Origin of the sequence: Micromonospora psammae (genome assembly GCF_036902725.1) — a bacterium.
In the GTDB taxonomy this organism is placed as follows: domain Bacteria; phylum Actinomycetota; class Actinomycetes; order Mycobacteriales; family Micromonosporaceae; genus Micromonospora.
Map to the genome: position 1 here is coordinate 256,048 of NZ_JBAKHM010000004.1, position 23,005 is coordinate 279,052.

Annotated in this window: 22 protein-coding genes; 5 read left to right on the forward strand and 17 right to left on the reverse strand. The window is 74.6% G+C overall.

Annotated features, from left to right (window positions below):
- Nucleotides 1-38 precede the first annotated feature (38 nt).
- Nucleotides 39-809, forward strand: coding sequence for an SDR family NAD(P)-dependent oxidoreductase (locus V6U79_RS09655; RefSeq protein WP_334614335.1), 771 nt, complete (start codon nt 39-41; stop codon nt 807-809).
- Between the two features lie 220 nt (nt 810-1,029).
- Complete coding sequence (locus V6U79_RS09660; RefSeq protein ID WP_334614336.1) at nt 1,030-1,962, forward strand: HNH endonuclease; 933 nt, start codon at nt 1,030-1,032, stop codon at nt 1,960-1,962.
- Nucleotides 1,963-2,028: 66 nt separating this feature from the next.
- Here V6U79_RS09660 and V6U79_RS09665 read toward each other — a convergent pair whose 3' ends face one another.
- The 5 genes from V6U79_RS09665 to V6U79_RS09685 form a co-directional block, all read right to left on the reverse strand.
- Nucleotides 2,029-3,123, reverse strand: coding sequence for a hypothetical protein (locus tag V6U79_RS09665; protein ID WP_334614337.1), 1,095 nt, complete (start codon nt 3,121-3,123; stop codon nt 2,029-2,031).
- Between the two features lie 153 nt (nt 3,124-3,276).
- Nucleotides 3,277-3,804: a hypothetical protein gene (locus tag V6U79_RS09670; RefSeq protein WP_334614338.1), complete on the reverse strand. Its 528-nt coding sequence runs from the start codon at nt 3,802-3,804 to the stop codon at nt 3,277-3,279.
- A 118-nt stretch (nt 3,805-3,922) separates the two neighbouring features.
- The gene (locus tag V6U79_RS09675; protein ID WP_334614339.1) at nt 3,923-4,639 is read right to left on the reverse strand and encodes an HD domain-containing protein; all 717 of its coding nucleotides are present in this window, start codon (nt 4,637-4,639) and stop codon (nt 3,923-3,925) included.
- A gap of 151 nt (nt 4,640-4,790) precedes the next feature.
- Nucleotides 4,791-5,963, reverse strand: a complete 1,173-nt coding sequence (locus V6U79_RS09680) for an ATP-binding SpoIIE family protein phosphatase (protein ID WP_334614340.1) — start codon at nt 5,961-5,963, stop codon at nt 4,791-4,793.
- A gap of 185 nt (nt 5,964-6,148) precedes the next feature.
- On the reverse strand, nt 6,149-7,165 hold the full coding sequence (locus V6U79_RS09685; protein WP_334614405.1) for a LacI family DNA-binding transcriptional regulator: 1,017 nt from the start codon (nt 7,163-7,165) through the stop codon (nt 6,149-6,151).
- Nucleotides 7,166-7,318: 153 nt separating this feature from the next.
- Here V6U79_RS09685 and V6U79_RS09690 point away from each other — a divergent pair, with 153 nt between their 5' ends.
- From V6U79_RS09690 to V6U79_RS09700, 3 genes are read left to right on the forward strand one after another with little or no spacing between them, the layout of a single operon-like run.
- Entirely contained in the window at nt 7,319-8,470 is a 1,152-nt protein-coding gene (locus tag V6U79_RS09690; RefSeq protein WP_334522279.1) for a Gfo/Idh/MocA family protein, read from the forward strand.
- A complete protein-coding gene (locus V6U79_RS09695; RefSeq protein ID WP_334614342.1) occupies nt 8,467-9,618 on the forward strand; it encodes a dihydrodipicolinate synthase family protein in 1,152 nt (383 codons plus the stop codon). The genes V6U79_RS09690 and V6U79_RS09695 overlap by 4 nt, the downstream gene beginning before the upstream one ends.
- A 53-nt stretch (nt 9,619-9,671) precedes the next feature.
- Nucleotides 9,672-10,469, forward strand: a complete 798-nt coding sequence (locus tag V6U79_RS09700; protein ID WP_442933283.1) for a sugar phosphate isomerase/epimerase family protein — start codon at nt 9,672-9,674, stop codon at nt 10,467-10,469.
- 85 nt (nt 10,470-10,554) lie between these two features.
- On the opposite strand, the gene V6U79_RS09705 is transcribed toward V6U79_RS09700, so the two are convergent.
- From V6U79_RS09705 to V6U79_RS09760, 12 genes are all read right to left on the reverse strand, one after another.
- Nucleotides 10,555-11,310: a hypothetical protein gene (locus V6U79_RS09705; protein ID WP_334522271.1), complete on the reverse strand. Its 756-nt coding sequence runs from the start codon at nt 11,308-11,310 to the stop codon at nt 10,555-10,557.
- A gap of 72 nt (nt 11,311-11,382) precedes the next feature.
- Nucleotides 11,383-11,841 (reverse strand): hypothetical protein, encoded by a 459-nt coding sequence (locus V6U79_RS09710; protein WP_334614343.1) that lies wholly within the window; start codon nt 11,839-11,841, stop codon nt 11,383-11,385.
- On the reverse strand, nt 11,838-12,770 hold the full coding sequence (locus tag V6U79_RS09715) for a hypothetical protein (RefSeq protein WP_334522265.1): 933 nt from the start codon (nt 12,768-12,770) through the stop codon (nt 11,838-11,840). Before V6U79_RS09715 ends, V6U79_RS09710 begins: the two co-directional genes overlap by 4 nt.
- Nucleotides 12,767-13,387, reverse strand: a complete 621-nt coding sequence (locus V6U79_RS09720; RefSeq protein WP_334614344.1) for a phage tail protein — start codon at nt 13,385-13,387, stop codon at nt 12,767-12,769. The genes V6U79_RS09715 and V6U79_RS09720 overlap by 4 nt, the downstream gene beginning before the upstream one ends.
- Nucleotides 13,368-15,962, reverse strand: a complete 2,595-nt coding sequence (locus V6U79_RS09725; RefSeq protein ID WP_334614346.1) for a putative baseplate assembly protein — start codon at nt 15,960-15,962, stop codon at nt 13,368-13,370. Before V6U79_RS09725 ends, V6U79_RS09720 begins: the two co-directional genes overlap by 20 nt.
- Nucleotides 15,959-16,435 carry a GPW/gp25 family protein gene (locus V6U79_RS09730; protein WP_334522256.1) on the reverse strand — a complete coding sequence of 159 codons (477 nt, stop codon included), beginning with the start codon at nt 16,433-16,435 and terminating at the stop codon, nt 15,959-15,961. The genes V6U79_RS09725 and V6U79_RS09730 overlap by 4 nt, the downstream gene beginning before the upstream one ends.
- A complete protein-coding gene (locus tag V6U79_RS09735; protein ID WP_334522253.1) occupies nt 16,432-16,770 on the reverse strand; it encodes a hypothetical protein in 339 nt (112 codons plus the stop codon). Before V6U79_RS09735 ends, V6U79_RS09730 begins: the two co-directional genes overlap by 4 nt.
- Entirely contained in the window at nt 16,770-18,356 is a 1,587-nt protein-coding gene (locus tag V6U79_RS09740; RefSeq protein WP_334614348.1) for a phage baseplate assembly protein V, read from the reverse strand. The genes V6U79_RS09735 and V6U79_RS09740 overlap by 1 nt, the downstream gene beginning before the upstream one ends.
- Complete coding sequence (locus V6U79_RS09745; RefSeq protein WP_334614349.1) at nt 18,353-19,102, reverse strand: CIS tube protein; 750 nt, start codon at nt 19,100-19,102, stop codon at nt 18,353-18,355. Before V6U79_RS09745 ends, V6U79_RS09740 begins: the two co-directional genes overlap by 4 nt.
- Entirely contained in the window at nt 19,102-19,497 is a 396-nt protein-coding gene (locus V6U79_RS09750) for a hypothetical protein (RefSeq protein ID WP_334614350.1), read from the reverse strand. The genes V6U79_RS09745 and V6U79_RS09750 overlap by 1 nt, the downstream gene beginning before the upstream one ends.
- A 1,750-nt stretch (nt 19,498-21,247) precedes the next feature.
- A complete protein-coding gene (locus V6U79_RS09755; protein WP_334522243.1) occupies nt 21,248-21,730 on the reverse strand; it encodes a phage tail protein in 483 nt (160 codons plus the stop codon).
- 1 nt (nt 21,731) lies between these two features.
- Nucleotides 21,732-22,985 carry a phage tail sheath family protein gene (locus V6U79_RS09760; RefSeq protein WP_334522240.1) on the reverse strand — a complete coding sequence of 418 codons (1,254 nt, stop codon included), beginning with the start codon at nt 22,983-22,985 and terminating at the stop codon, nt 21,732-21,734.
- Between the last annotated feature and the right edge of the window lie 20 nt (nt 22,986-23,005).

Here is a 23,005-nt window from a genome sequence, read left to right on the forward strand (position 1 = left end):
CCGTCCATGGCGACGGTGAAGCATTCAAGGAGCGAGCGATGACATTTCCGGTACTGGCCGACAAGGTCGCTATCGTGACGGGCGCGGCCATGGGGATGGGGGAGGAAACCGCCAAGCTCTTCGCCGAAGCCGGCGCTCGGGTGGTGGTTGCCGACTTCAATGAGGAGAAGGGCCGTGCCGTGGCCGCCGCGATCGAGCAGTCCGGGGGCGAGGCCCTCTACATCAAGGTCGATATCTCGGACTCGCGACAGGTGCAGGCGCTGATCGACCAGACCGTCGCGCATTACGGTCGCCTGGACGTGGCGGTCAACAACGCCGCGATCTCCCCGGACAACGCGCTGGTCGAAGATTTCGACGAGAACTACTGGGACCGGCTCATGTCGATCGACCTGAAGGGCACGGCACTCACCCTCAAGTATGAACTGCAGCAGATGGTCAAGCAGGGTGGGGGCGGGTCGATCGTCAACATCGCGTCAGTCAGCGCATTCCGGCCGCAGGGCGGTGACGTTGCCTACGTGTCGGCCAAGGCCGCCGTCGTGGGCATGACGAAGGTCGCGGCGGTCGAGAACGGGCAGCACGGGATCCGGGTCAACGCGGTTGCGCCGGGTGCCATCGACACCGCGATGCTCCGGTCGTCCCTCGGAGCAAGGGGTATGACGATCGAGGAGTTCGCTCCCACGATGAGCGTCTTCAACCGGCTGGGGCATGGCCGCGAAATCGCACAGGCGAGCCTGTGGCTGGCCTCCGACGCGTCCTCTTATGTCACCGGCGTGACCATCCCCGTGGATGCGGGCTACACCAGCCGCTGACTTCGCTCGACGTTACGACAGGTGCTTCGAACTGGGCCCTTTCCGGCCCAGTTCGGAGACCACCTCGGAGGCCGGTCGCAGTTGGGGTGCGATGCCTCAGGCAGGGCTGGGATCCGCTCAATGAGCCCTGCCTGGGCGGGCCGATGTATGGATGCGCAAACCTCGACCACTGCCGGATCGGACAGTGGCGTGAAGATCAACCGTGATGCATGCTGGCAAGGTGAAAGCCTTCGTGGGAGTCACCGACGCGAAGTGGTACCGCTTCCTGGCGGCGCGTCCCGACCTCACCGAGGTCAACTTCTGGCGGCCCTCCGGAGGGGGCTTCCGGGCGTTGACTCCCGGCGAGCCGTTCATCTTCAAGGCGCACTACCCGCTGAACCGCGTCGTTGGCGGCGGCTTCTTCAGCGGCTTCACCCAGCTCAGGATCTCCGAGGCGTGGGAACTGTTCGGCGAGGCGAACGGGGTGGCCAGTCTCGACGAGATGCGCGGTAGCGTCGGTCGGTACCGCCGGGAGCCGATCGGACCCGAGGAAGACCCCGTCATCGGCTGCATCTTCGTGCGGGACACGGTCTTCTTCCCGGACGATTCCACCGTCGACCCACCGCCCGCCTTCGCGTCAAATGTCGTACAGGGAAAGACCTACGACCTCGCGGACGAAGCAGTGGCCGGCTACTTCGACCTGCTGATCCACCGTCTGATCGGTACCGACGTCGAGTTGGACCTGAGCGAGCCGTGGCACCGTCCGGGCCCGGTCTACGGCGATCCGAGACTGGTGCCGCAACGCCTCGGTCAGCAGTCGTTCAAGGCGGTGGTGCTCGGAGCCTACGGCCGGCGCTGCGCCATCACCGGCAACAAGGTGCAACCCGTGCTCCAGGCGGCGCACATCCGACCGCTGCCGAAGGGCGGGGAACACCGCTTGGACAACGGCCTTCTGCTCAAGTCCGACGTGCACATCCTCTTCGACCGGGGTTACCTGGGTGTGGACCCGAAGCACCGACTGCTGGTCAGCCCTCGGCTGCGGAGCGAATTCGGCAACGGGGACCAGTTCTACGCCAGGGCCGGCACTGAGATCACCGTGCCGGAGCGGCGCGCGGACCGACCCCACAGCGAATTCCTGGAGTGGCACCTCGACACCGTCTTCAAGGCTGCCTGATCGGTTCGGCGATGACGGCACCGGCTCCGGTGCTCAGCAGCGGGGGCCGTAGCCCGGACGGGCGACCTACGACGGCTGGTCGTCGCCGTCCCGCCGCTGGTCCGCGGTCAGCCGCTCGTGGAACGCCCGGCAGCGCGCCTTCCAGTCCGCCTCGGACTCGCTGGTCAGGCAGCGATCGAGCAGGGCGCACACCCCTTGCACCACCTCGGGGTCGACGAGGTGCGGCTCGTACGTCTCCAGCGTCTCGGCCAGCCGCCGCCGCGCGCCGGACTCCACCAACTGCAAGGTGGCCATCGCGCGGACGGCGGTGGGCAGGTCGATGTCGAGCAGGGCCGGGATGAGGCGGCGCGCCACACCGACGTCGGCCGACCGGTTAGCCACGGCGATGCAGTGCGCGAAGAACTCCGGATCGGCCGGGCGCTCGGCGTACAACTGCGGGAGCAGTTCGACGGTGAGCCGTTGCACGCCCTGCTCCATGCTGGAGAGCAGGGTCAGGATGGTCTCCTCGTCGGCGGCGCGGTGGGCCGCGAGCGCGCGGATGGCCTGCTTGCGGGAGATTTTGTTCTCGAACTCGTCGACCGCGATCTCCGCGCTGAGCAGGAGCTCGGAGCGACTCAGCCGGGACGCCTCACTCAAGATCCGCGCCACGGCCGCCCGCCTGTTGCGGACCTCCATCTGACCCAACGCCTGCTCGAACAGCCGGGACAACTGGCTCTTGAGCTTTTCCTTGAACTTCCCGTAGGAGAACGGGACGATCGTCAGCTGCCGTTCCGACCCCACCTCGTGGATGATCTCGATCAGCTTCCGCCGGTCAGGGTCGGTCACCGCGGAGAGTGCCACGTCCCGGGTCAGCGTCTTGTACGCCTGGTACGTCTTGTCCAGGCAGAGCACCAGGATCGGCTTCCCGACGGCGAGGGCCTCGCGCAGCTCCGTCTGCCACGTGATCGACCCGAACGATTCCACGATCACGAAGACGCAGACATGGGCGTTCCGTACGGTGTCGCGGGAGTTGGTCACCCAGCTCGCCTGGGCGTGGTTGATGTGCAGGATGTCGCCGGACAGGTAGTGCCACACCTCCGCGTCGAAGCCCGACGCGACCTCGACGAAGTCCTCGCGGTAGCGCTCGGTGTCGTGCGCGCCGCAGAGCATTATCCGCAGCACGGCAGACCTCCCGTCGGCCGAGAAGCCGCAGTCGGCAGCGCCGGGAGGAGCTTCTCGGGTACCGGAAGTCTCAGCACGATCCGGGCCGGCGTCAATGACGGCAATCGGACAGCGGCTCACGTACGGGCAGGTGGGAACCGAAGCCCCGCCGGGCTACGACCCGGCGGCGCAGTACGGGCACTCGTGCCGCTCCGACCAGTCGACCCGGTCCAACGTCGCCGGGTCCATCGCCCGGTGGCCGAACTGCCGGCGCACCGCCATCCGGAAGTGCCACAGCGCCTCGGCGAACTCGTGGTACGCCTCGTGCCCCTCGGCGGAACGCAGGTCTCCGCCGTCGCGGACGAGCCGCCGCATCCGGACCAGCCGGTGGAAGACGTCCTCGCCCGCCGTCACCAGCTCCGGCGTGCCGGACATCAGCAGCCGCTCGCGGGCCTGGTAGACGCCGGATTCCGTCATCGCGCGGGCGGACGCCTCCCGGTCCTCGGCGGCCGACGACCGCAGCATGCCGTGCGCGGTGGCCAGGGCGAGCGCGAAGTCCACGCAGGTGCGCCACCGATCGAGGTCCCGGTCGCGGGAGCGGGTGTCCCGCTCCCGCCGCAGGTCGACCAGGAAAGTGCCCGACAGCGCGATGAGCGCGCCGGCCCCGGTGCTCAGCAGCGGCATCCAATCCATGGTGGACATGGTGCCATCCGGGCTGCACCGCCCCGGCGATCGCTACTCGAAGCGGCGGCGGACCGTGGCGGGCAGCCGGCGCACGCCGATGGCGTGGCCACCCGGGGTGAGGACGCCGGCTCGGCAGTCAGTTGGGCCGGTCGAGGATCGCGCTGAACCGCTCCTCGGCCAGGTCGAGCTGGGCGAAGATGTGCCGCTTCACCGGCGCCGACAGCGGCGTGTCCGGCCGGGCGATCAGGTCGCGGAACACCGGCACCAGCGGCCGGTACTTCGCCGCCGACCGGGCCACCTTCGGCCCGATGGTGTAGACGACACCCACCCCGTTGTCGGTGAAGTCGGAGACCTTGATGACCCGCGCCCACGGCTCCCGGTCCAGGCTGGCCGCCACGTGCTCGCGGTACTGGGCGTTGCGGTCGCGCGCCGGGTCGTACTCCGGGTTGGTGACCGCGCCGACCAGGCGGGCCACCCGCGAGCCGAACCGGGCGGCGAGGGTGGCCAGCGCCGCCGCCGTCGGGTCGGCGGCCCCGACGCCGGCCAGCTCGTCGGGGTGGTCCTCCACCGCGTCGTGCAGCAGGCCGGCGACGATGACGTCCACGTCGCGCACCTGGTAGTGGTGCATCATCCGGATCGCCACCCGGAGCAGGTGGTTGAGGTACGGCTCACGGACCCGCCGGTCGTCGCCGTGCAGCTCGGCCGCGAGGTCGAGGGCGGCGGTGAGCCGGTCCCGCGCGACCTCGTCGAAGGCCGCGATCTCCAGCCGGAACCGTTCCAGCAGGCCCGGTTCGCCGTGGATCTCGGTGATCGCGTGCATCGGCATGGTGGCCAGGTACGGCGGGAAGTCCATGGGTCACTTATAGCCGATCTTCACTACCCGCGAGCCCCGGCCGTCGGGCACCCGACGCGTCACGCGGTGCCCGAGAGCCGCTTGACCAACCGGACGGTGGTCCCCTGCGGGGTGCCGTCGATCGTCGCCTCGTCCATCAGCCGGGCCATGATCAACCGCCCTCGGCCCCGCTCAGCCCCTCCGAGCCGGCCTCCCGCCAGCCGCCGGCGTCGGTCACCTCGATCTCCAGCCGGTCGGCCCGCAACCGGCCGCGGACCGCGGCGGTCGTCCCCGGGGCGAACCGGCAGCCGTGCTCGATGGCGTTGGCGCACGCCTCGCCGGCGGCGATCAGCACCGTCTCGACGTCCGGCTCGCCGGCCCCGACCCCGATCAGCCAGGTCCGCAGCGCCTCCCGGACGGGGGAGAGCTGCGCCGGGTCGGCCGCCAGCTCCGCGTGGAACACCACCGGCTCCCGGTGCCGGTAGACGAGCACCGCGACGTCGTCGGCGCGGACACCGGGGACCAGGTCCCGGACCAGGTTGTCGACCAGCTCGCCCTCCGGCAGCTCCCGACCGTCGGCGAGGCTGTCCACCGCCCGGGCGATGCCCGCGTCGATCAGCTCCCGTCGCCGCTCCACCAACCCGTCGGTGTAGAGCAGCAGCGTCGACCCGTCCCGCAGCTGCGCCCCCGCCTCCGGCCGGCCGTGCACCGCGACGCTCGCCAACGGCACCGAACCGGCCCCGTCCAGCAGCTGGGACGAGCCGTCCGGGTGCATCAGCACGGCCGGCGGGTGCCCCGCCGAGGAGTAGCGCAGCACGCCCAGCGACCGGTCGATGATCGCGCAGAACACCGTGGTGCAGCCCCCGCCGGGCACCTGGCGGGCGAAGTCGTCCAGGGCGGCGAGCACCTCGGCCGGGCTCTTCGCCTGCAACAGCAGCGCCCGGCAGGCGTTGCGCAGCTGACCCATCACGGTGGCGGCGGGCAGCCCCCGCCCGACGCAGTCGCCGACCAGCACGGCGACCAAATCATCAGGGAGCTGCACCACGTCGTACCAGTCGCCGCCCACCTCCAACGGCCGCACCGCCGGCTCGTAGCGCACCGCGAAGCCGGCCGGCAGCTTCACCGGGCCGAGCATCGCCCGCTGCATGGCCAGCGCCACCGCCCGCTGGGTCTCGTAGGCGCGGGCCCGGACCAGTGCCTGCGCCAGCGCGCCGCAGAGCTGGCGGACCAGGGGCCGGTCCAGCGCGCACCAGTCGGTCGCCCGGTGCGCGGCGCTGGTCGGGTCGGTGCCCGGGAAGAGGTTCGTCGCCAGGTCGGCCACGTCGGCGCCGGGCCCGTCGGTCACCGCGACCACCTCCCGTCCCTGCTCAGGCGGGGGAGGGTGGTCGTGCCGTCGCCCGCGGGCCTCATTGTCCCCACTCGGGCGCCGGTTCGAACCTCGCCCCGGTGTGACGTGGGGCGCGGCGCTGCCCGAGCCGCATCTCATGGCGGTCAGCCGGGCGTGCGCGCCGCCGTGGCTCGGGCGGGCGGTCAGCCGGCAGCGGGGCCGAGGCTCGCGCGGCGGACCAGTGCGGCGGGGAGCACCTCGACCCGGCGCCGGTCGGTGGCCGGGTCGAGCGCGAGGGTCATCGCCCGCGCGCCCAGCTCGACCAGGGGCAGCCGGACGGTGGTCAGCGCCGGGGTGACGTCGGCGGCCACCGGCATGTCGTCGAAGCCGGCCACCGAGATCTCCTCGGGGATCCGGATGCCGCGGGAGCGCAGCAGCGTCAGCGCGCCAACGGCCATCGAATCGTTGAGCGCCACCAGCGCGGTCAGCCCCGGCACGGCGTCGAGCAGTTCGGCGGCGGCCCGGGCGCCGCCGTCGCGGTCGAAGTCGGCGTAGCGGATCCGCTCGTCGGGCAGGGGGACGCCACCGTCGGCCAGCGCGGCGCGCAGCCCGCCGAGGCGGTCGGTGATGGTGGTCAGCACGCGCGGACCGGCGATCACCCCGATCCGCCGATGGCCCAGCCGGCACAGCTCCGCGCCGAGCAGTCGACCACCGGGCTCGTTGGCCGGCATCACCGCGTCGCCGGGGTGCTCGTGCCGGCCGATCACCGCCACCCGGCCGCCGGTCGCCTCGTACGCGGCCAGCTTCTCGGCGAGCAGGGCGGTGAAGTCGGCGTCGTGGTAGCCGGAGCCGGCCAGCACGATCGCGGCCACCTGCTGGCCGCGGAGCATCTCCACGTACTCCAGCTCGCGTTCGGGGTTGCGGTAGCTGTTGCAGATGATGACCAGCCGGCCCCGGTCGGTGGCGACCCGTTGCAGCCCCCGGGTCACCTCGGCGAAGTACGGGTCGGAGACGTCGTGCACCACCACGCCGACCACGCTGCGCTGTGGCCGGGCCAGCAGCTGGGCGTGCGCGTTGGGCACGTACCGCAGGTCGGCCACGGCGCGTAGCACCCGTTCGCGCAGCTCGTCGGCGACGGGCTTGCTGCTGCCGTTGATGACCCGGGACGCGGTGGCGGGGGAGACTCCGGCGCGCCGGGCGACGTCGGCCAGCGTCGCCAATGCCACCCCCGGTGTTGTCGGGCCCGGGCGTCGGGCCGTGGTCGCCGACAGGTTACCGCAACGGTGCCGGGAAAGCCCTTGCCCGGAGGTCGGCACGCACCCTACGCTCCTCAGGAAAGCGCTTGCCTGGGCTGTCTGGACGGAAGGACGACCATGTCCCGAAGGTCGATCGGCATCATCGTCAACGGCGTCACCGGTCGGATGGGGTACCGCCAACACCTCGTCCGGTCCCTGCTGGCCGTCCGGGAGCAGGGCGGCCTCGCGCTGCCCGACGGCACCCGGATCTGGCCCGAACCCATCCTGGTCGGCCGCGACGAGGGCCGGCTGCGCGCGGTGGCCGAGCGGCACGGCCTCACCGACTGGACCACCGACCTCGCCGCCGCGCTGGCCCGCGACGACGCCGAGATCTACTTCGACGCCCAGGTCACCCAGCAGCGGGAGAAGGCGATCCGGCAGGCCATCGACGCCGGCAAGCACATCTACACGGAGAAGCCGCTCGCCGAGTCCAGCGCCGCCGCCCTGGAGCTGGTCCGCGCCGCCGACGCCGCCGGGATCCGCACCGGCGTCGTGCAGGACAAGCTCTTCCTTCCCGGCCTGCGCAAGCTCAAGCGGCTGATCGACGGCGGCTTCTTCGGCCGCATCCTCTCCGTCCGCGGCGAGTTCGGCTACTGGGTCTTCGAGGGCGACTGGCAGCCCGCCCAGCGCCCCTCCTGGAACTACCGCGCCGAGGACGGCGGCGGCATCGTGATGGACATGTTCCCGCACTGGCAGTACGTGCTGGAGGAGCTCTTCGCCCCGGTCCGGGCGGTCACCTGCGTCGCCAGCACGCACATCCCGCAGCGGGTCGACGAGGGCGGCCGGAGCTACCCGGCCACCGCCGACGACGCCGCGTACGGGATCTTCGAACTCGACGGTGGGATCGTCGCCGCGCTCAACTCCTCCTGGTGCACTCGGGTGCACCGCGACGAACTGGTCGAGTTCCACGTCGACGGCACCGCGGGCAGCGCCGTCGCCGGCCTGCGCCGCTGCCGGGTCCAGCACCGCGCGGTCACCCCGAAACCGGTCTGGAACCCGGACCTGCCGGCTACCGAGGACTTCCGGGCACAGTGGACCGAGGTGCCCGACAACGAGGAGTTCGACAACGGCTTCAAGGTGCAGTGGGAAGCGTTCCTGCGGCACGTCGTCGCGGGGGAGCCGTTCGCCTGGGACTTCCTGGCCGGGGCGCGCGGGGTGCAGCTCGCCGAGCTGGGGCTGCGCTCGTCCCGCGAGGGGTGCCGGGTCGAGGTGCCGGAGCTGACCCGGTGACCGCGACCGTCGCGCTGCCCGGCGGGCGCCCGTACCGGCTGCGCGGGGGCGCCGGCTTCGACCGGCCCGCCGGCCCCGCCGCCAGCCGGGTGGCGTACGCGGCGGCGCACGTGGTCGCCGACCCGACGGCGGAGAACGTGCCGGGCGCCCCGTCCGCCGTGGACTGGGACCGCACCCTCGCCTTCCGGCACCACCTCTGGTCGTACGGGCTGGGGGTGGCCGAGGCGATGGACACCGCCCAGCGCGGCGCGGGACTCGACCACGCCGCCACCCGGGAACTGATCCGGCGCAGCGCCGCCGAGGCGCGCGCGGTCGGCGGGCGGATCGTCGCCGGGGTCGCCACCGACCAGCTGCCCCCCGGGCCGGCCACCCTCGCCGAGGTCGCCGACGCCTACACCGCGCAGCTCGCCGACGTGGTCGCCGCGGGCGCCCGCCCGGTGCTGATGTGCAGCCGCCACCTGGCCGCCGCCGCCGGCGGCGCCGAGGACTACCTGCGGGTGTACGACCGGCTGCTCGGCGCCGTCGACCAGCCGGTGGTGCTGCACTGGCTCGGCGACATGTTCGACCCGGCCCTGGCCGGCTACTGGGGCTCGACCGACCTCGACGAGGCCACCGACACCGTGCTGCACCTGGTCAAGGACCACCAGCACCGGGTCGACGGCATCAAGGTGTCGCTGCTCGACGCCGACCGCGAGGTGGCGCTGCGCCGACGGTTGCCGGCCGGGGTGCGCCTCTACACCGGCGACGACTTCCATTACCCGGAGCTGATCCGCGGCGACGACCAGGGGCACTCCGACGCGCTGCTCGGCGTCTTCGCCGCCATCGCCCCGGCCGCCGCCGCCGCGCTGGCCGCCCTCGACCGCGGCGATCTCGACGCCTACGACGCGCTCCTCGCCCCGACCCTGCCGCTGGCCCGGCACCTCTTCGCCACGCCGACCTGGTTCTACAAGACCGGCATCGTCTTCCTGGCCTGGCTCGCCGGGCACCAGGAGCACTTCACCATGCTGGCCGGGCAGCAGTCCGGCCGGTCACCGGCGCACCTGGCCCGGCTGCTCGTGCTGGCCGACACCGCCGGCCTGCTGCCCGACGCGGAGCTGGCCGCCGCGCGGGCGCGGGCGTACTTCACGGTGGCGGGGGTGGCGCAGTGACCGCCCCGACGTCCGGCGCCGCCGCGCCGCAGCGGGTGGTGCCGGCCGCCGGGCTGGCCCGGTTCTCGTTCAACCAGGCCACCGCCAAGCACTGGCCTCTCGACGAGGTGGTGGCCGGGTGCGCGGCGGCCGGCGTGCCCGGGATCGGGCTGTGGCGGGAACCGGTCCAGGAGTACGGGCTGGCCCGGGCCGCCCGGCTGGTCCGCGACGCCGGGCTGACCGTCACCTCGCTCTGCCGGGGCGGCTTCTTCACCGACGGCGACTGGCGGACCGAGAACCGGCGGGCCGTCGAGGAGGCCGCCGCCCTCGGCGCGTCGGAACTGGTGCTGGTCTCCGGCGGGCTCCCCGCGGGCAGCCGGGACGTCGACGGCGCCCGGCAGCGGGTCGCCGACGCGATCGGCGAACTCGCCCCGGACGCCGCCGCCGCCGGGGTGCGGCTCGCCATCGAACCGCTGCACCCGATGTTCTGCGCCGACCGCTGCGTGATCGCCACCCTCGGGCAGGCCCTCGACATCGCCGAGCGGTTCGACCCGGCCGTGGTCGGGGTGGTGGTCGACACGTACCACGTGTGGTGGGACGACACGGTGTACGCACAGATCGCCCGCGCCGGGCGGCGGATCGCCGCGTTCCAGGTCGCCGACTGGGTCACCCCGCTGCCCGAGGGCGTGCTGCTCGGCCGGGCCCTGCCCGGCCAGGGCTGCGTCGAGCTGCGCCGGCTGCGGGAGGCGGTCGACGCCGCCGGCTACACCGGCCCGATCGAGGTGGAGGTCTTCCAGGCCGACCTCTGGTCCCGCCCCGGCCCCGACATCCTCGCCGCCGCCGTGACCGGCTACCGCTCCCACGTCCTCTGACCTCCCACCCACCACGTCGATCACGAGGTTGGCGGCGACGATGATCCCCATCCGGGTCGCCGACCTCGTGATCGACGGGGGTGGGTCAGCGGGTGGGGAGGGCGGCGGTGACCCGGACGGCCTTGACGATGGCGGGGATGGAGCCGATCAGCAGGACCAGGCCCCAGACGACGGCGACCACCGCGAAGATCAACGCGCCGACGTCGTCGAGGATGCTGACCACGACCACCGGCGCCAGCCGGTGCAGGAACTCCAGCAGCACCGTGCAGAGCAGCGTGGTGAGCGCCAGCAGCACCAGGCCCTTGTTCTGCAGGAACCGGGGCTGGGCGAGCAGCAGCAGCCCCGCCCAGACCAGCTTGAGCAGCAGCACCAGGCCGAGCAGCAGGCTCGCCTCGCCGACCGGGAAGAACCCCCACAACGCCAGGTACGCCAGCGTGCCGAAGGGCACCGCCAGGAAGAGCGACACCATCACGGTCAGCTCGACGAAGGTGACCACCAGCAGCACCAGCGACGCCAGGATCAGCAGGATCGCGAAGACCAGCGTCGCCACGCCCTGCACCCGACCCTGGATCCGGTCCGGTACGACCAGGCTCAGGCAGAACAGGCCGGTCGTCCAGAGCGCCACCACGTCGATCAGCGCCAGCTGACCGGTGCCGCGCCCGGAGGGTTCGCTGACCCGGCCGACCTCGCCGAGGTCCACGTCGAGGTCGCGGGCGCTGGTGGCCAGCGCCCCGCCCGCGTCGCCGCCGCCGACGAGCAGCGACGCGCCCAGCTCCACGCCGACCACCAGCCCGATCGCCAGCAGCGCCAGCAGCAGGAACGGTTTGCGCAGCTCACCCATGACGGGCCTCCTCGCGGGTCGGCGGCGCGGTCGGTCCGGGTACCCGCGTCGGCGCGGCGGGGCGCCGGCGGGTCAGGACGTGCTGATGGCGACCGTGCACCCGGCACCTCCCGGACAGCTCAGCACGACCGCGGCGGCCCGGTCGACGGCGATCTTCGCGACCGCCCCGGTGCCGTCGTCGGCGGGTTCGACGTCGTCGCGGACGGTGAGGTCGGCGTCCCCGGGCGCCGGGGCGGTGACCGTGAAGGCGTCCGGCGCGCGCAGCACCAGCGTCTTCAGCCCGCCCGGATCGGCGACCCGCAGCACGCAGTCGCCGGCCACGGTGAGCACGTCTCCGGTGCGGTCGCACTCCGCCCGTACGGTCGTCGGGTCCACGGTGGCGCCGCCACCGGCGAGCCGGCCCAGCCAGCCGACGGCGTCGGCGTCGCCCGGCCGGCCCCGGTCGGCGCGGCCCGCGCCGACCGCGACCACGAAGAGCACCACCAGGAGTACGCCCACCGCGCCCAGCAGCAGCTTCTGCCGACCGGTCATCGCCGGGCCGCCGCCTCGCGCACCTCGGTGAACCGGATCTGGTCGATGCCGGCGAAGTACCGGTCGAAGCCCTGCGTCTTGCTCACCGCGACCAGGGTGAGCTGGTGCGGGCCCGGCCCCAGCTTCACGGTGCCGACGTCGGAGAAGTCGGTACGCACCACCTTCGGGGTGAAGCCGAGGAAGGTCCCGCCGACCTGTACGCCGTCGATGGCGAAGATGGTGTTGGCGTAGTCGAACGAGGTGGTGCGCGCGGCGGAGAACCGCCAGGTGGCCTCGGCGGGGATCTGCACGGTCATGGTCACCTGGTCGCCGATCGCCAGGCCCTGGAAGAAGAGCTGCCGGTCCTGCGACCAGGTCACCCCGCAGCAGTTCTCCTGCACCACCACGCTGGCCTTGCTGCCGGCGGGCGACTGCACCGTCGCGCCGGCCACCAGGCTCTCCGCCTCGATGGTGAGCACCCTCGGCTCGCCGGGCGCGGCCACCTCCTCCGGCCGGGAGACCAGCCACCCCACCACCGCGCCGACCAGCACCACCAGCGCCACCGCGGCCGCGATCCAGGGCCACGGCGTGCGCTTCGCCGGGGCGACCGCGCGGACCTCGTACGTCACCCGGCCGCTGGCGCGGGAACTCTCCTCCGGCGCGGTGTTCGCCGAGTACGCGAAGCCGGTCATGTCGTAGCGGCGGGGCGCGGTGCCGGGCGGCACGGCGAGGCGGACCAGGAACGAGACCGAACCCTGGCCGGGCACCACCCGCTGCGGCTCGGCGACGGTGAACCAGGAGCGCTGGCTGCCCTCCCCGGGCGCGACGTCGAAGACCACGGTGTCCGGCGCCAGACCGGGATTGGAGACGGTGAAGGTGAGCTCGCCGCGGTTGCCGGCGTCCAGGGTGAACTGCTCGGCGGCGGCGACGACGGCCCATTCGGTGGTCATGACGGCTCCTCTGCGGACGGTGCGGGTGCGGGAGGGGTGCGTGGGGTCGGGACGCTGGCCCGGCCGATCGCCGGCCCGGGGTGGTGCAGCGGCGGGGGATCGGCGTCGGGCGCGTCGGTGACGACCACCTCGGCGGTCACCGCCGCCGGCTTCTCCGCCTCGACGATCCGGGTGATCACGGCGAGCCGGTCGGCGGCGGCCGGCGGCACCCGGACCACCAGGTGGAACGGGCGGTCGGCCGGCTCGTCCAGCACGAACCCGGTGACCCCGGTGGCCAGCTCCAGCGCGGTCCGCATGCCGTACGGGGTGCCCCGCCACCGGGCCAGCTCCGCGCCGTGCGCGACCAGGTCCCGCAGCCGGCCCACCGGCAGCGGCAGCGGGGCGTCCGGCCGGGGCGGGGCGAGCACGTGGTCCATCGCCACCCACCGGGTCAGGTACGCCACCAGCCCGTCCGGCGTCCGGTACGGGGCGAAGAGCGCGTCGACGTCGGCGAGCACCGCCTCGTCCGGCGCGTGCAGCGCCTCCATCACCTCCAGCAGCGCGAACAGCACGCTGCCGGGGACGCTGGCCCGTTGGTAGGCGGCGGGCAGCAGCCGCTCAATCGCCGCTCGGCGCATCCTGCCGCACCACCTCGATGTCGTGCTCGCCGGAGCAGAGCAGCCAGGTGTCGGGGACGGTCACCACGTCGGCGGTGGCCTGGTTGGCGCTGGCCGTCCAGTCGACGGCGTCGCCGCTGCGGTACACGCCGCGGTCGCCGGCGGCGAGGATCAGCCGGTCCGCCCCGCCGGTCGCGGCGATCCCGTCGACCGGCACGAACCGGGACCGGTCGCGCAGCGGCAGCCCGCAGTTCACCATCACCGGCTGCCACTGCGGCTGGGCGGCCAGGGTGTCCAGCCGCACCACCCCGCCGCTCTGCGTGGCGGCCACCGCGAGGGTGCCGACGAAGGCCAGGTCGCGGCAGGTGCCACCGACCCAGCCGGCCTGCACCTGCTGCCACTTCACGTCCGACTCGAACAGCCGGGTCCGGTGGCAGCCCTGCCCCGGCTTCTTCGGGTCCGGCTCGCCGGCGCCGGCCCAGAGCAGGGTGGCCGGCCCGTCGTACTGCACGGCCAGCACCCGGTTGTCGACGTTGGCCAGCCCGACGTGGGCGAAGCTGCCCGGCCGGCCCGCGGCGGTGGAGAGGTAGACCCCGAACCCGGCCTGCGCGGCCACCGCCACGCCCGGCGCGCCCCGCTCGGAGACGAACGCCCGCACCGCGTAGAAGCCCCGGTCGGCGTCGGCCGGGTCGACCAGGATCTGCAACGGCACCGAGCCGGGCAGCAGGGACACCTCGTACAGGCCGGCGTCGGTGGCCAGCAGCAGCGCGCCCGCGCCGTCCCGGTCGATCCAGGCGACGTCGGAGATCCGCGAGTCCAGGTCGGTGAGCAGGGCCCAGGTCTCGCCCAGGTCGGTGCTCAGGTGCACCCGGGAACCACCGGCGGCCCGGGTGGTCACCACCGCCACCGAGCCGGGGCGGGCGACGACCCCGGGGCGTACCGGGGCGGGGGCGGGGGCCACCCGGACGACGCTCTCGGCGTCGAACCGGCCGGCCGGCTCCCAGCCCGCCCCCGCGTTGGTGGAGCGGAACAGCACCGGGCCGCGGCCGGCGTACCAGGTGCCGGCCTGGTACTGGTCGACGGCGAGGGTGCGCACCTCCGCGTCGGGGGCCTCGTCGACGACGAACCGGACCGACTCGACGTAGCGCACACCCGGCTCGGCGTGCTCCAGCATCCGGTAGACGTTGGAGGCGCGCAGCGGCTCGCCGAACGCCCAGCCGGCCGGGTTCAGCGGGGTCGGCAGCGGGCTGAGCGTCTGGTGCAGCCGGTCGTGGATGCGCCGCCGGACCGCCTCGGCGTCCTCCTCCCGGCGCACCACCACGCGGGCCCGGATGGAGACCGCCTTGTAGCGGGCCCAGCCGGCCCGGCAACTGGTGCCGAGCACCCGCCGCTGCGCCAGGTCCACCTCCACCCGGCGGCGGGCCTCCGCCACCTCATGCTCGCGCAGTACCGTCACCGGCAACCGCCCGCCGGGCCGGGCCTCCTCCGGCACGTACGGCACCAGCACCACCTCGACCTCGCCGGGCCGGGCGAAGCTGTAGACCGCGGACCGGGTGAAGGCCCGGGCCCGGGCCACCGCGCCCGAACCGGCCGCCAGGATCTCGAAGTCCCGCGCGGTGACCGCCCGCTGCTGGGCGAAGAACTCGTACGGCCCGCGGACCAGCGCCGAGTCCAGCGTCTCCATGTCCCGCCCGCCGGTCGCCGGCTCCGGGTTGTCGGCGCGTACCCCGGGCAACGGGTCGCGCAGGGCGGTCAGCGTGCCGGCGGCGACGTTGCCGGTGCGCCCGCCGCCGGCCCGGTACCAGAGCCGGATCCGGGCGCCCGCCGGCGGCACCGCCGCCACCGTCACCGGCCCGCCGTCGGGCCCACCGCCGGGTCCGCGCAGGTCCAGCGCCGGGGCGAAGGCGACCACGCCGGAGCAGCGGTCGACCAGGAAGACCTTGGCCTGCGGGCCCAGGCCGGCGAAGCTGTCCACCGGCCGCCAGATCTCGTACGTGCGCCCCTCGTGCTCCCGGGCCGCGGCGCCCAGCTCCACCGAGCCGGGCGGCACCTCCACCCCGAGCAGCAGGTCCAGCGGTTCGGCGGTCCGCGCCAGCGGGGCCCGCGCGGCGCGCAGCACCTGCCCGGGCTGGCCGGTGCCGGTGCCGAGAAGCTCCGCCTCCACCGGCTCGCAGTGGTGCATCCGGACGGTCACCGCGTCCTCCCCGGCCGGCAGCAGCGCCGGTTCGGTGGTGACGAAGACGACCGGCTTCGGGTCGGCGCCCCGGGCGGCGGCCACCCGGGTGCCGGCGGGGATCCGCACCGGCTGCCGGTCACCGCCGGTCCGGGTGAACCGCACGTCCGTCCAGGCCGCCGAGGGCGCGTGCCGGCTCACCCCGAGCAGGTTCAGGAACTGCACGTACGCCTTCTCCGGCAACTGGTTCAGCCGGTAGATCATGACCTCGGTGAGGTGGGCGAACGCCTCGACCAGGGCGATGCCGGGGTCGTGCGCGGACAGGTCGGTCCAGGCCGGGCAGGACTGGGCGATCCGCTCCCGGGCCTCGGTGACGAGGTCGAGGAAGCCCCGGTCGTCGAGGTGCGGCACGGGCAGCGTCATGACGGTTCCCCCTCGGCGTGGTCGCGCTCCGCCGGTGCGCCGTCGGGCCCGCCGGTGTCCGGTTCGTCGTCCGGCAGCAGGTCCACGGAGAAGACCAGTTGGCCGGGGGAGAGGCTGGCCCGGACCCGGTAGTCGAGCCGGATCACCAGCCGCCACGGGTCGTCCGGGTCGGGCCCGGCGTCCACGTCGATCACCTCGACGCGGGGCTCCCAGCGCCGGATCGCCTGCCGCACGTAGTGGATGGCCAGGCCGGCGGTGGTGTCGTCGTTGGGCGCGAAGACCAGCCGGTGCAGCCGGGAGCCGTACCCGGGGCGCATCAGCCGCTCGCCCGGCGTGGTGGAGAGCAGCAGGTACAGCGCCTGGCGTACCGTCTCGTCGCCGTCGGTCATGGCGAGCCCGCCGGCCGCGGTCAACCCCAGGCCGCCGGTGCGGCCGGCGTCGAAGCCGGCGCCGACGAAGCGGAACGCCCTCATCGGTCCGCCTCCACCAGCCGCTGCCGCGGGTCGCGGACCCGGTGGTGGACGAGTCCGGGCGGCGTGCCGTCGGTGAGGCCGTCCAGGTGCGACAGCACGATCCGGTGGCCGTCGACCCGTAGCCAGTCGCTGTAGCCGACCCGCACCGGCAGCGTCCTCGCGCACGGTTTGATGGTCGGCCCGTAGTTGGGGCAGGCCACGATCTCGCGCCCCTCCGGGTCGTGGTCGACCAGCACCGGTACGCCGGTGAGGGTCACCCAGGTCTGCGACGCCCGGTTGGTGACCCGGCCGTCGTGGTCGCAGGTGATCACGGACTGCAGGTGGATCCAGCGCATCAGCCGCCTCCTGAACGTTCGCGGGCGAGCGTCCCGGCCCGGTCCCGGGCGGTCGTCGCGTCCTCGGTCGCGTCGGCGTGCAGGAAGTCGACGCTGCGGGCCCGCACCACCATCGCCCGCCCCGGTGCGGAGAGCACCAGGTCGCCGGCGGCGTGCAGGGTGGTCAGCCCGGGTGCCATCTCCAGGTGGCTGCCGGCGGCGGTGGCCAGTCGCAGGCTGCGGGCCGCGTCGTCCACCACGATGGTCTGGCCGCTGCCGGTCCGCAGCGACCAGCGCCCGGTCCGCCCGTCGGCGACGCCCGGGTCGTACGGCTCGACGGCGCCGAAGAGCGAACCGAGCACGACCCCGGCGGTCGGCTCACCGCCGGGCAGGGCCACCAGCACGGTGTCGTCCGGGTCGGGCAGCGCGACGATCCCCTTGCCCGGCCCGGCGCCCGGGCAGAGCAGGGCGAGCCAGCCGGCGTCCAGGTCCCCGTACGCGGGCAGGGTGAGGCGGACCCGGCCGAGCCGGTCGGGGTCGTCCACGTCGGTGACCGTGCCGAGCGTGACCACCGCCGCCGACACCGGCGGGGGCGGCGGGGCGGGCGGCGGGACGGTGGAGAACCGGGTGAGGTGCCCGTCGCCGTCGATGGTGTGCGTCACCTCGGTGAGCACGTACACCCCGGCCAGTTCGTCGGCGACGCCGGCAAGGTCGATCCGGCCGCCGGGGCGCAGGCCCGGGTTTCCGGCGGCGACGCCCTCGGCGGTGACCAGCGCCGCCGTCCGGGCGTCCAGGCCGGCCTGGGCAATCGCGGCCAGCTCGTCGGCGCTGCGGCCCGGCTGGTCGACCGCGGTCCGGGTGCCGTCCGCGCCGACCGTGGCCGGGTCGGGGGTGAGGGGGATCCGCCGGCCGGTGCGCGGCGAGTCGGCCCGCTGGCTGATCGGCTCGGCCCGCTGCGGGTGCCAGCCCAGCGCCGCGCTCTCCCCGGCGGCCCGGTCGAGGTTGGCGGCGAGGCGCAGCCGGTGCAGCGTCCGGCCGAGGGTCAGCGGGACCGGCTCGCCGTACCCGTCGAGGGTGAGCAGCCGCACCCGGTCGCCGTCGGCGGCCAGGTGCAGCCCGGCCCGGCCGGCCACCTCCACCAGCAGCTCCAGGTCGCTGTGCCGGTGCTGGAGCAGCCGGTCCAGGCGCGGGCCGTCGGTCTCGGCGTCGACGTCGAGGCCCACCTCGGCGCAGAGGTCCCGGGCCAGGTCGGCGACGGTGACCGCCTCGAAGACCCGCAGTTGCTGCCGCTTGCGCAGCCGGTGCAGCAGGTCGTACCCGCGCAGCCGGAGCAGGGCGGTGCCGTCGGCGGCGTACTCCACCTCGACGCAGGTGACCTCGCCGGTGAAGAGCGGCTCGTCGCCGAGCCGGACGTCCAGCATGGCGCCGGTCGGCACCGCCGGGCCCGGCCCGAGCTCCAGCGCGGCCGGGCCGGCGCCGGTGGCGTGGACCACCTCGCACTGGGTCGGCTGGTCCAGCCGGGCGGCGACCCGCACGGACCGCAGCCGGCGGGCCGTCGCCCCGTCCAGCGGTACGCCGTCGAGCAGCACGGTCGGCCAGGCGGTCACGGCGTGCCACCGCCCACCGGGGTCGTCGCGGCGGCGGTGACCGGTGGCACCGCCAGGGCGGTGCCGGCCGGCACGGTCAGCGGGTCGGTGATCCGGTTGTGCTCGGCGAGCAGCCGCCAGCGCAGCGGCGAGCCGAGCGCGTCGTGGGCGAGCAGGTCGAAGCGGACCCCCGAGTAGCCGGGCACGGCCGAGCCGTCGCCGGCGGCCACCACGGCCGTACCGGGCGCCGCGCTGGGGGTGGTCGCGGCGGCCAGCTCGTCGGCGAAGCCCTCCTGCGCCTGGTCGGCGGACTCCGCCATCCGCACCAGCTTCAGCCGCAGCCAGGACCGCCGGGGCGAGCCGGTGCCGGTGAACGCGTCGAACCGTTCGGCGATGGCGACGACCACGCCGGGCACGTTCCAGGTCTTGCCCCAGACCAGCCGGACCAGCGGCGGCCGGAGCCAGCCGTGCTCGACGGCCGAGTTCTCCGCCAGCATCCACAGCGGACGGGTCAGCGTGCGTACGTCCCCGGGGCGGGTCTGCGCCTCCACCAGGTCGGTGTCGAAGAGCAGGTCCAGCACCAGCTCGGTCCGGCCCCCGCCGGTGAAGGCGAGCGGGTCGTCGGCGAGACCGGCGCCGGTGAGCTGCCCGTCGGCGAGGCCGCGCGGGCGTACCCCGGCCAGCCGGGTGACCTGCACGGTCTCCGGGTTGAGCAGGCAGTCGACCCGGACGCCGGTCTCGTCGACGAGGAAGGCGACGCGTTCCATCACACCCCCCGCTGTTCGGCGTCCAGGCGGTGCCGGTGGGCGTCGTCGCCGCCGGCCCCGGCGGGGCGTCGCCACACCGGTTCGTCGGGCAGCGCCGGCCAGGGATCGGCGGCCCACCGTCCGGCCGCCGGCCGCGTGGTGGTCCCCGCCGCCGGGGGTACGCCGCCCGCGTGGCCCGGCTCGGCCGGCAGCGCCGGCCACGGGTCCACCGGCGGCGTCGCCCCGGGGTCCGGCCGGTCGCGGAGGTCGGCCCCGGTCCGGGGTACGCCCGGAGCCCCGGCCACCATGCGGGGCAGGGGGTTGGCGGTCGCGGTGCCCGGCGTGTGGCCGGCGGCGAACCAGGGCGCGCCGATGGTTGGGCTCGCGGTGTCGCCGATGCGGGCGGCGGGGAACACACCGTCGGTGCCGCCCGGACGCGCGCCGGTCCCGTCACCGACGACGCGGCGGCCGGCCGGGGCGCCGATTGTCCGAACGCCTGACCCCGGCAGGTCCGCCGACCGCTCGGCGGCGAGGTCGGGATGCCCACCGCCCGTTGACCGCCCGTCGGCCAGGTCCGGATGCCCACCGGCGGCCGACCACCCGGCGGCGTGGTTCCGCTGCCCGCCGGTGGCACCGATGGCCGGCCGTTCGACCTTCTCGTCCCCGACTCCGGGAGGCGGGTGGTCCGCCGCTGTGGCCGTGTGGTCCGTCCCGGCTTCGGTGGCGGCACCCGTCGGCTGCCGGGCCGCGCCGGTCGGCGGCGTTGCGGGCGCACCGGCCGGCGGCCGCCCCGCCGCGCCGGCTGTCGGCGGCCGGGTCGTGTCGCTCGCCGGCCAGCCAGTCGCCGTGGGCTGCCGGGTCGTACCGGTCGCCGGCGCCGTGCCGGTTGTCGGCTGCGGGCTCGTACCGGTCGTCGGCCAGCCGGCCGTGCCGGGTGTCGGCTGCGGGGTCGTGCCGGTCGTCGGCCAGCCGGCCGTGCCGGTTGTCGGCTCTCCGGTCGGCGGTCGCCTGGTCGCGCCCGCCGTCGACCGCTCGTCCGCGCCGGTGATCGGCGCACCGGGCGGGCGGCCCGTCGATGGTCCGGCCGCCCGGCCCGCGCGGGTGCCCGGCACGTCGGCCCCCGACCACCCGGCTCCGCGCCCCTCGGCTCCGCCGGCCGTCCGTCGCTCGGTCGCCCGGCCCGCTGGCCCGTCCGTCGTGCCGGCCGCCGGACCGAAGGCCCCGTCGTACCGCCGGTCCGTCGCGCCGGCCGTCGGCCGCCCCGGCGTCCGATCACCGGGCGCGCCCACCGCACCGGCGGACGACGGCCCGGCCGCGCCGCTCGTCGGCCATCCCGGCGCGGGACCGCCGGCGACCGGCCGTCCCGCCTCGTCAAGCCTCGCCCCTTCCGACCCACCGGCCGGCCAGTCGGCCGCGTGGCCCGTGGGTGTCCCGGTGGCGCCGGTCGGCGGCCCGCCGGCCGCGCGGCCCGTGGGTGTACCGGTGTGACCGGTCGCCGCCCATCCGGCCGCGTCGCCCGTCGGTGCCCCGCCAGGGCCGTGCGCCGGCCAGCCGGCCAGCCGGGCAGCCGGCTCCCCGGTAGCGCCCATCGCCGGCCACCGGTCCGAGCCGTCGGCCGGCCACTGGTTCGCGCCGTCCGTCGGCCACCGGTCCGCGCTGTCGGCCGGCCATCGGTTCGCGCCGTCCGCCGGCCAGCCGGTGACGCCGTCCCCGGCGCGGTCGGGCACACCGTGGCCGGGGCTTCCCTGCCGGGACGGGCCCACCGCGCGCCCGTCCGTGAGTGAGTCGTTTACGTCATCAGCTCCAAAGCGCCCGACACCACCACCACCGACCGCCCGCCGGGTCCGGCGACCGAACGGGAAGTACCGGCCACCCCGGTCGGGGCGGGGCACCGCCGGGGACCGGCCGCCGGCCGTCCCGCCGTGGGGGTGCCCGGCGTCCGGCGTCCCGGCGAGCCGCTGCCCGCCCGGGTCCGCCGCGTCGGGGAAATCCAGGTCGTGCAGCAGGCCGGGGGCGTGCGCGGCCACCAGCCGCAGCCAGTGCTCCGGTGGCTCGCCCGGCTTGCGTGGCCGGCCCGCCACCGGGTCGTTCGGCGGTGGGGGAGCGCCGCCGACCATCCGCCCGTCGACCGCGTCGGCGGCGGCCCGCAACCGCCGGGCCAGCCAGCTACGCGGTCGTGGGCGCGGCGGCACTGCCCCACTCCAGCTCCAGACCCTCGTACGCGAGGGTCACCGCGACGATCGCGATCTCCTGCGCCAGGGTGTGCAGGTGCGCGCCCCGCCACCGCATCGGCCACGCGTTGATCAGGTTCCAGCGCAGCACCTCGGTCGTGCCGGCGGCGTCGAGCAGCACCACCGAGACGTTGCGCCGGCTCATCGCCCCCTTCGCGATGGCGTGCACCCAGTCCCAGATCTCCCGGGACGGAGTCAGGCCGAAGTGGAGGGTCACCGGCTCGTACTCGACCTGGCCCGGCACGGCCCGGATCCGGTCGTTGCCCGCCTCCCGGTACGCCAGCCGGGCGATGTTCATCTCCAGGCCGCTCACCTCCGTGAAGTGGCCGTTGGTGACGCCGTTGATGAGCAGCTTGAAGTTGTACGCCCGGTACGGGTCGACCGGGGCACCCGGCTGCGGCGTGGCCGTGGTCGGCATGTCAGCCTCCAATCGTCTCGGTCTCGGTGCCGCCGGCCCACTGGCTCAGCTTGAACACCACGAACTCGGCGGGCTTGACCACCGCGATGCCGATGTGCGCGACCACCATCCCGGCGTCACGGACGTCGGCCGGGTTGGTCTCCTCGTCGCACTTGACGAAGAACGCCTCCTCGGGCGTCCGCCCCAGCAACGCCCCGTCCCGCCACACCCGGGTGAGGAAGGCGCCGATGTCCCGGCGGATCGACCGCCACAGCGAGAAGTCGTTCGGCTCGAAGACCATCCACCGCGTGCCGTTGGCGATCGCCTGCTCGATGGAAATGGAGAGCCGCCGCACGTTCAGGTAACGCCACTCGCTGGCCTCCGCGGCGAGCGTCCGGGCGCCCCAGACCCGGATGCCCTCGCCGGCGAAGTACCGGATCACGTTGACGCCCTTGGGATTCAGCACGTCGTGCTCGGGGCGGGTGACCAGGTACTCCAGGTCGACGGCGCCGCGTACCGGCTCGTTGGCGGGGGCCTTGTGCACCCCGCGCAGGGCGTCGGTGCGGGCCCAGATGCCGGCGATGTGCCCACTCGGCGGGGTGAGCACCAGCTCACCGCTGAGCGGGTCCCGCACCCGCAGCCAGGGGAAGTAGCAGGTGCCGAACTCCGACTGCCGGGGGCGGTACGCCGCCGTCGCGCCGGACCCGGCGTCGGTGTCGGCGTCGGCCGGTCTCGACGTACCCTCGGGGGGCTTGCCGTCGCTCGTGCGGGACGTCCGGGCGGAGGCCGGCGTGGCGACCCGGGTCAACGCCGACACGTCCTCGATGCCGGGTGCCGGGTCGCAGATGGCCACCATGGTGCGCATCCGCTCCGCCATGCTGAGCAGCGCCTCGTGCGAGACCGGGTCGTGGAAGCCGGGCGCGGCGAGGATGGAGACCTCGTCCACCGCCTCCAGCAGTTGCAGGCCGGCGCGGCGCTGACCACCCCCCGTGATCTGGCCGCCCTCGCCGACGTTGACCACCCAGCACCGGGTGCCACCGTTGTCCAGGAAGCCGAAAACCGCCCGGGCCAGCGGAGTGCTCTCCGGGCGCTCACCCGAGGCGTAGAGCCGCAGGAACTCCGACCAGCTGTTCACCGGCACGGCCCGGTCCACGTGCGCGCCGCGGTCCGGGGCGACCCCGACGAAGCCGGCGGTGCTCATGCCGACCGGCCCGATCGGGCGGGCGCCGCTGGGCACCTCCTCGACGTAGATGCCGGGGGAGAAGTAGTTGGGCATCGGTCCTCCTGGTGCGCGGG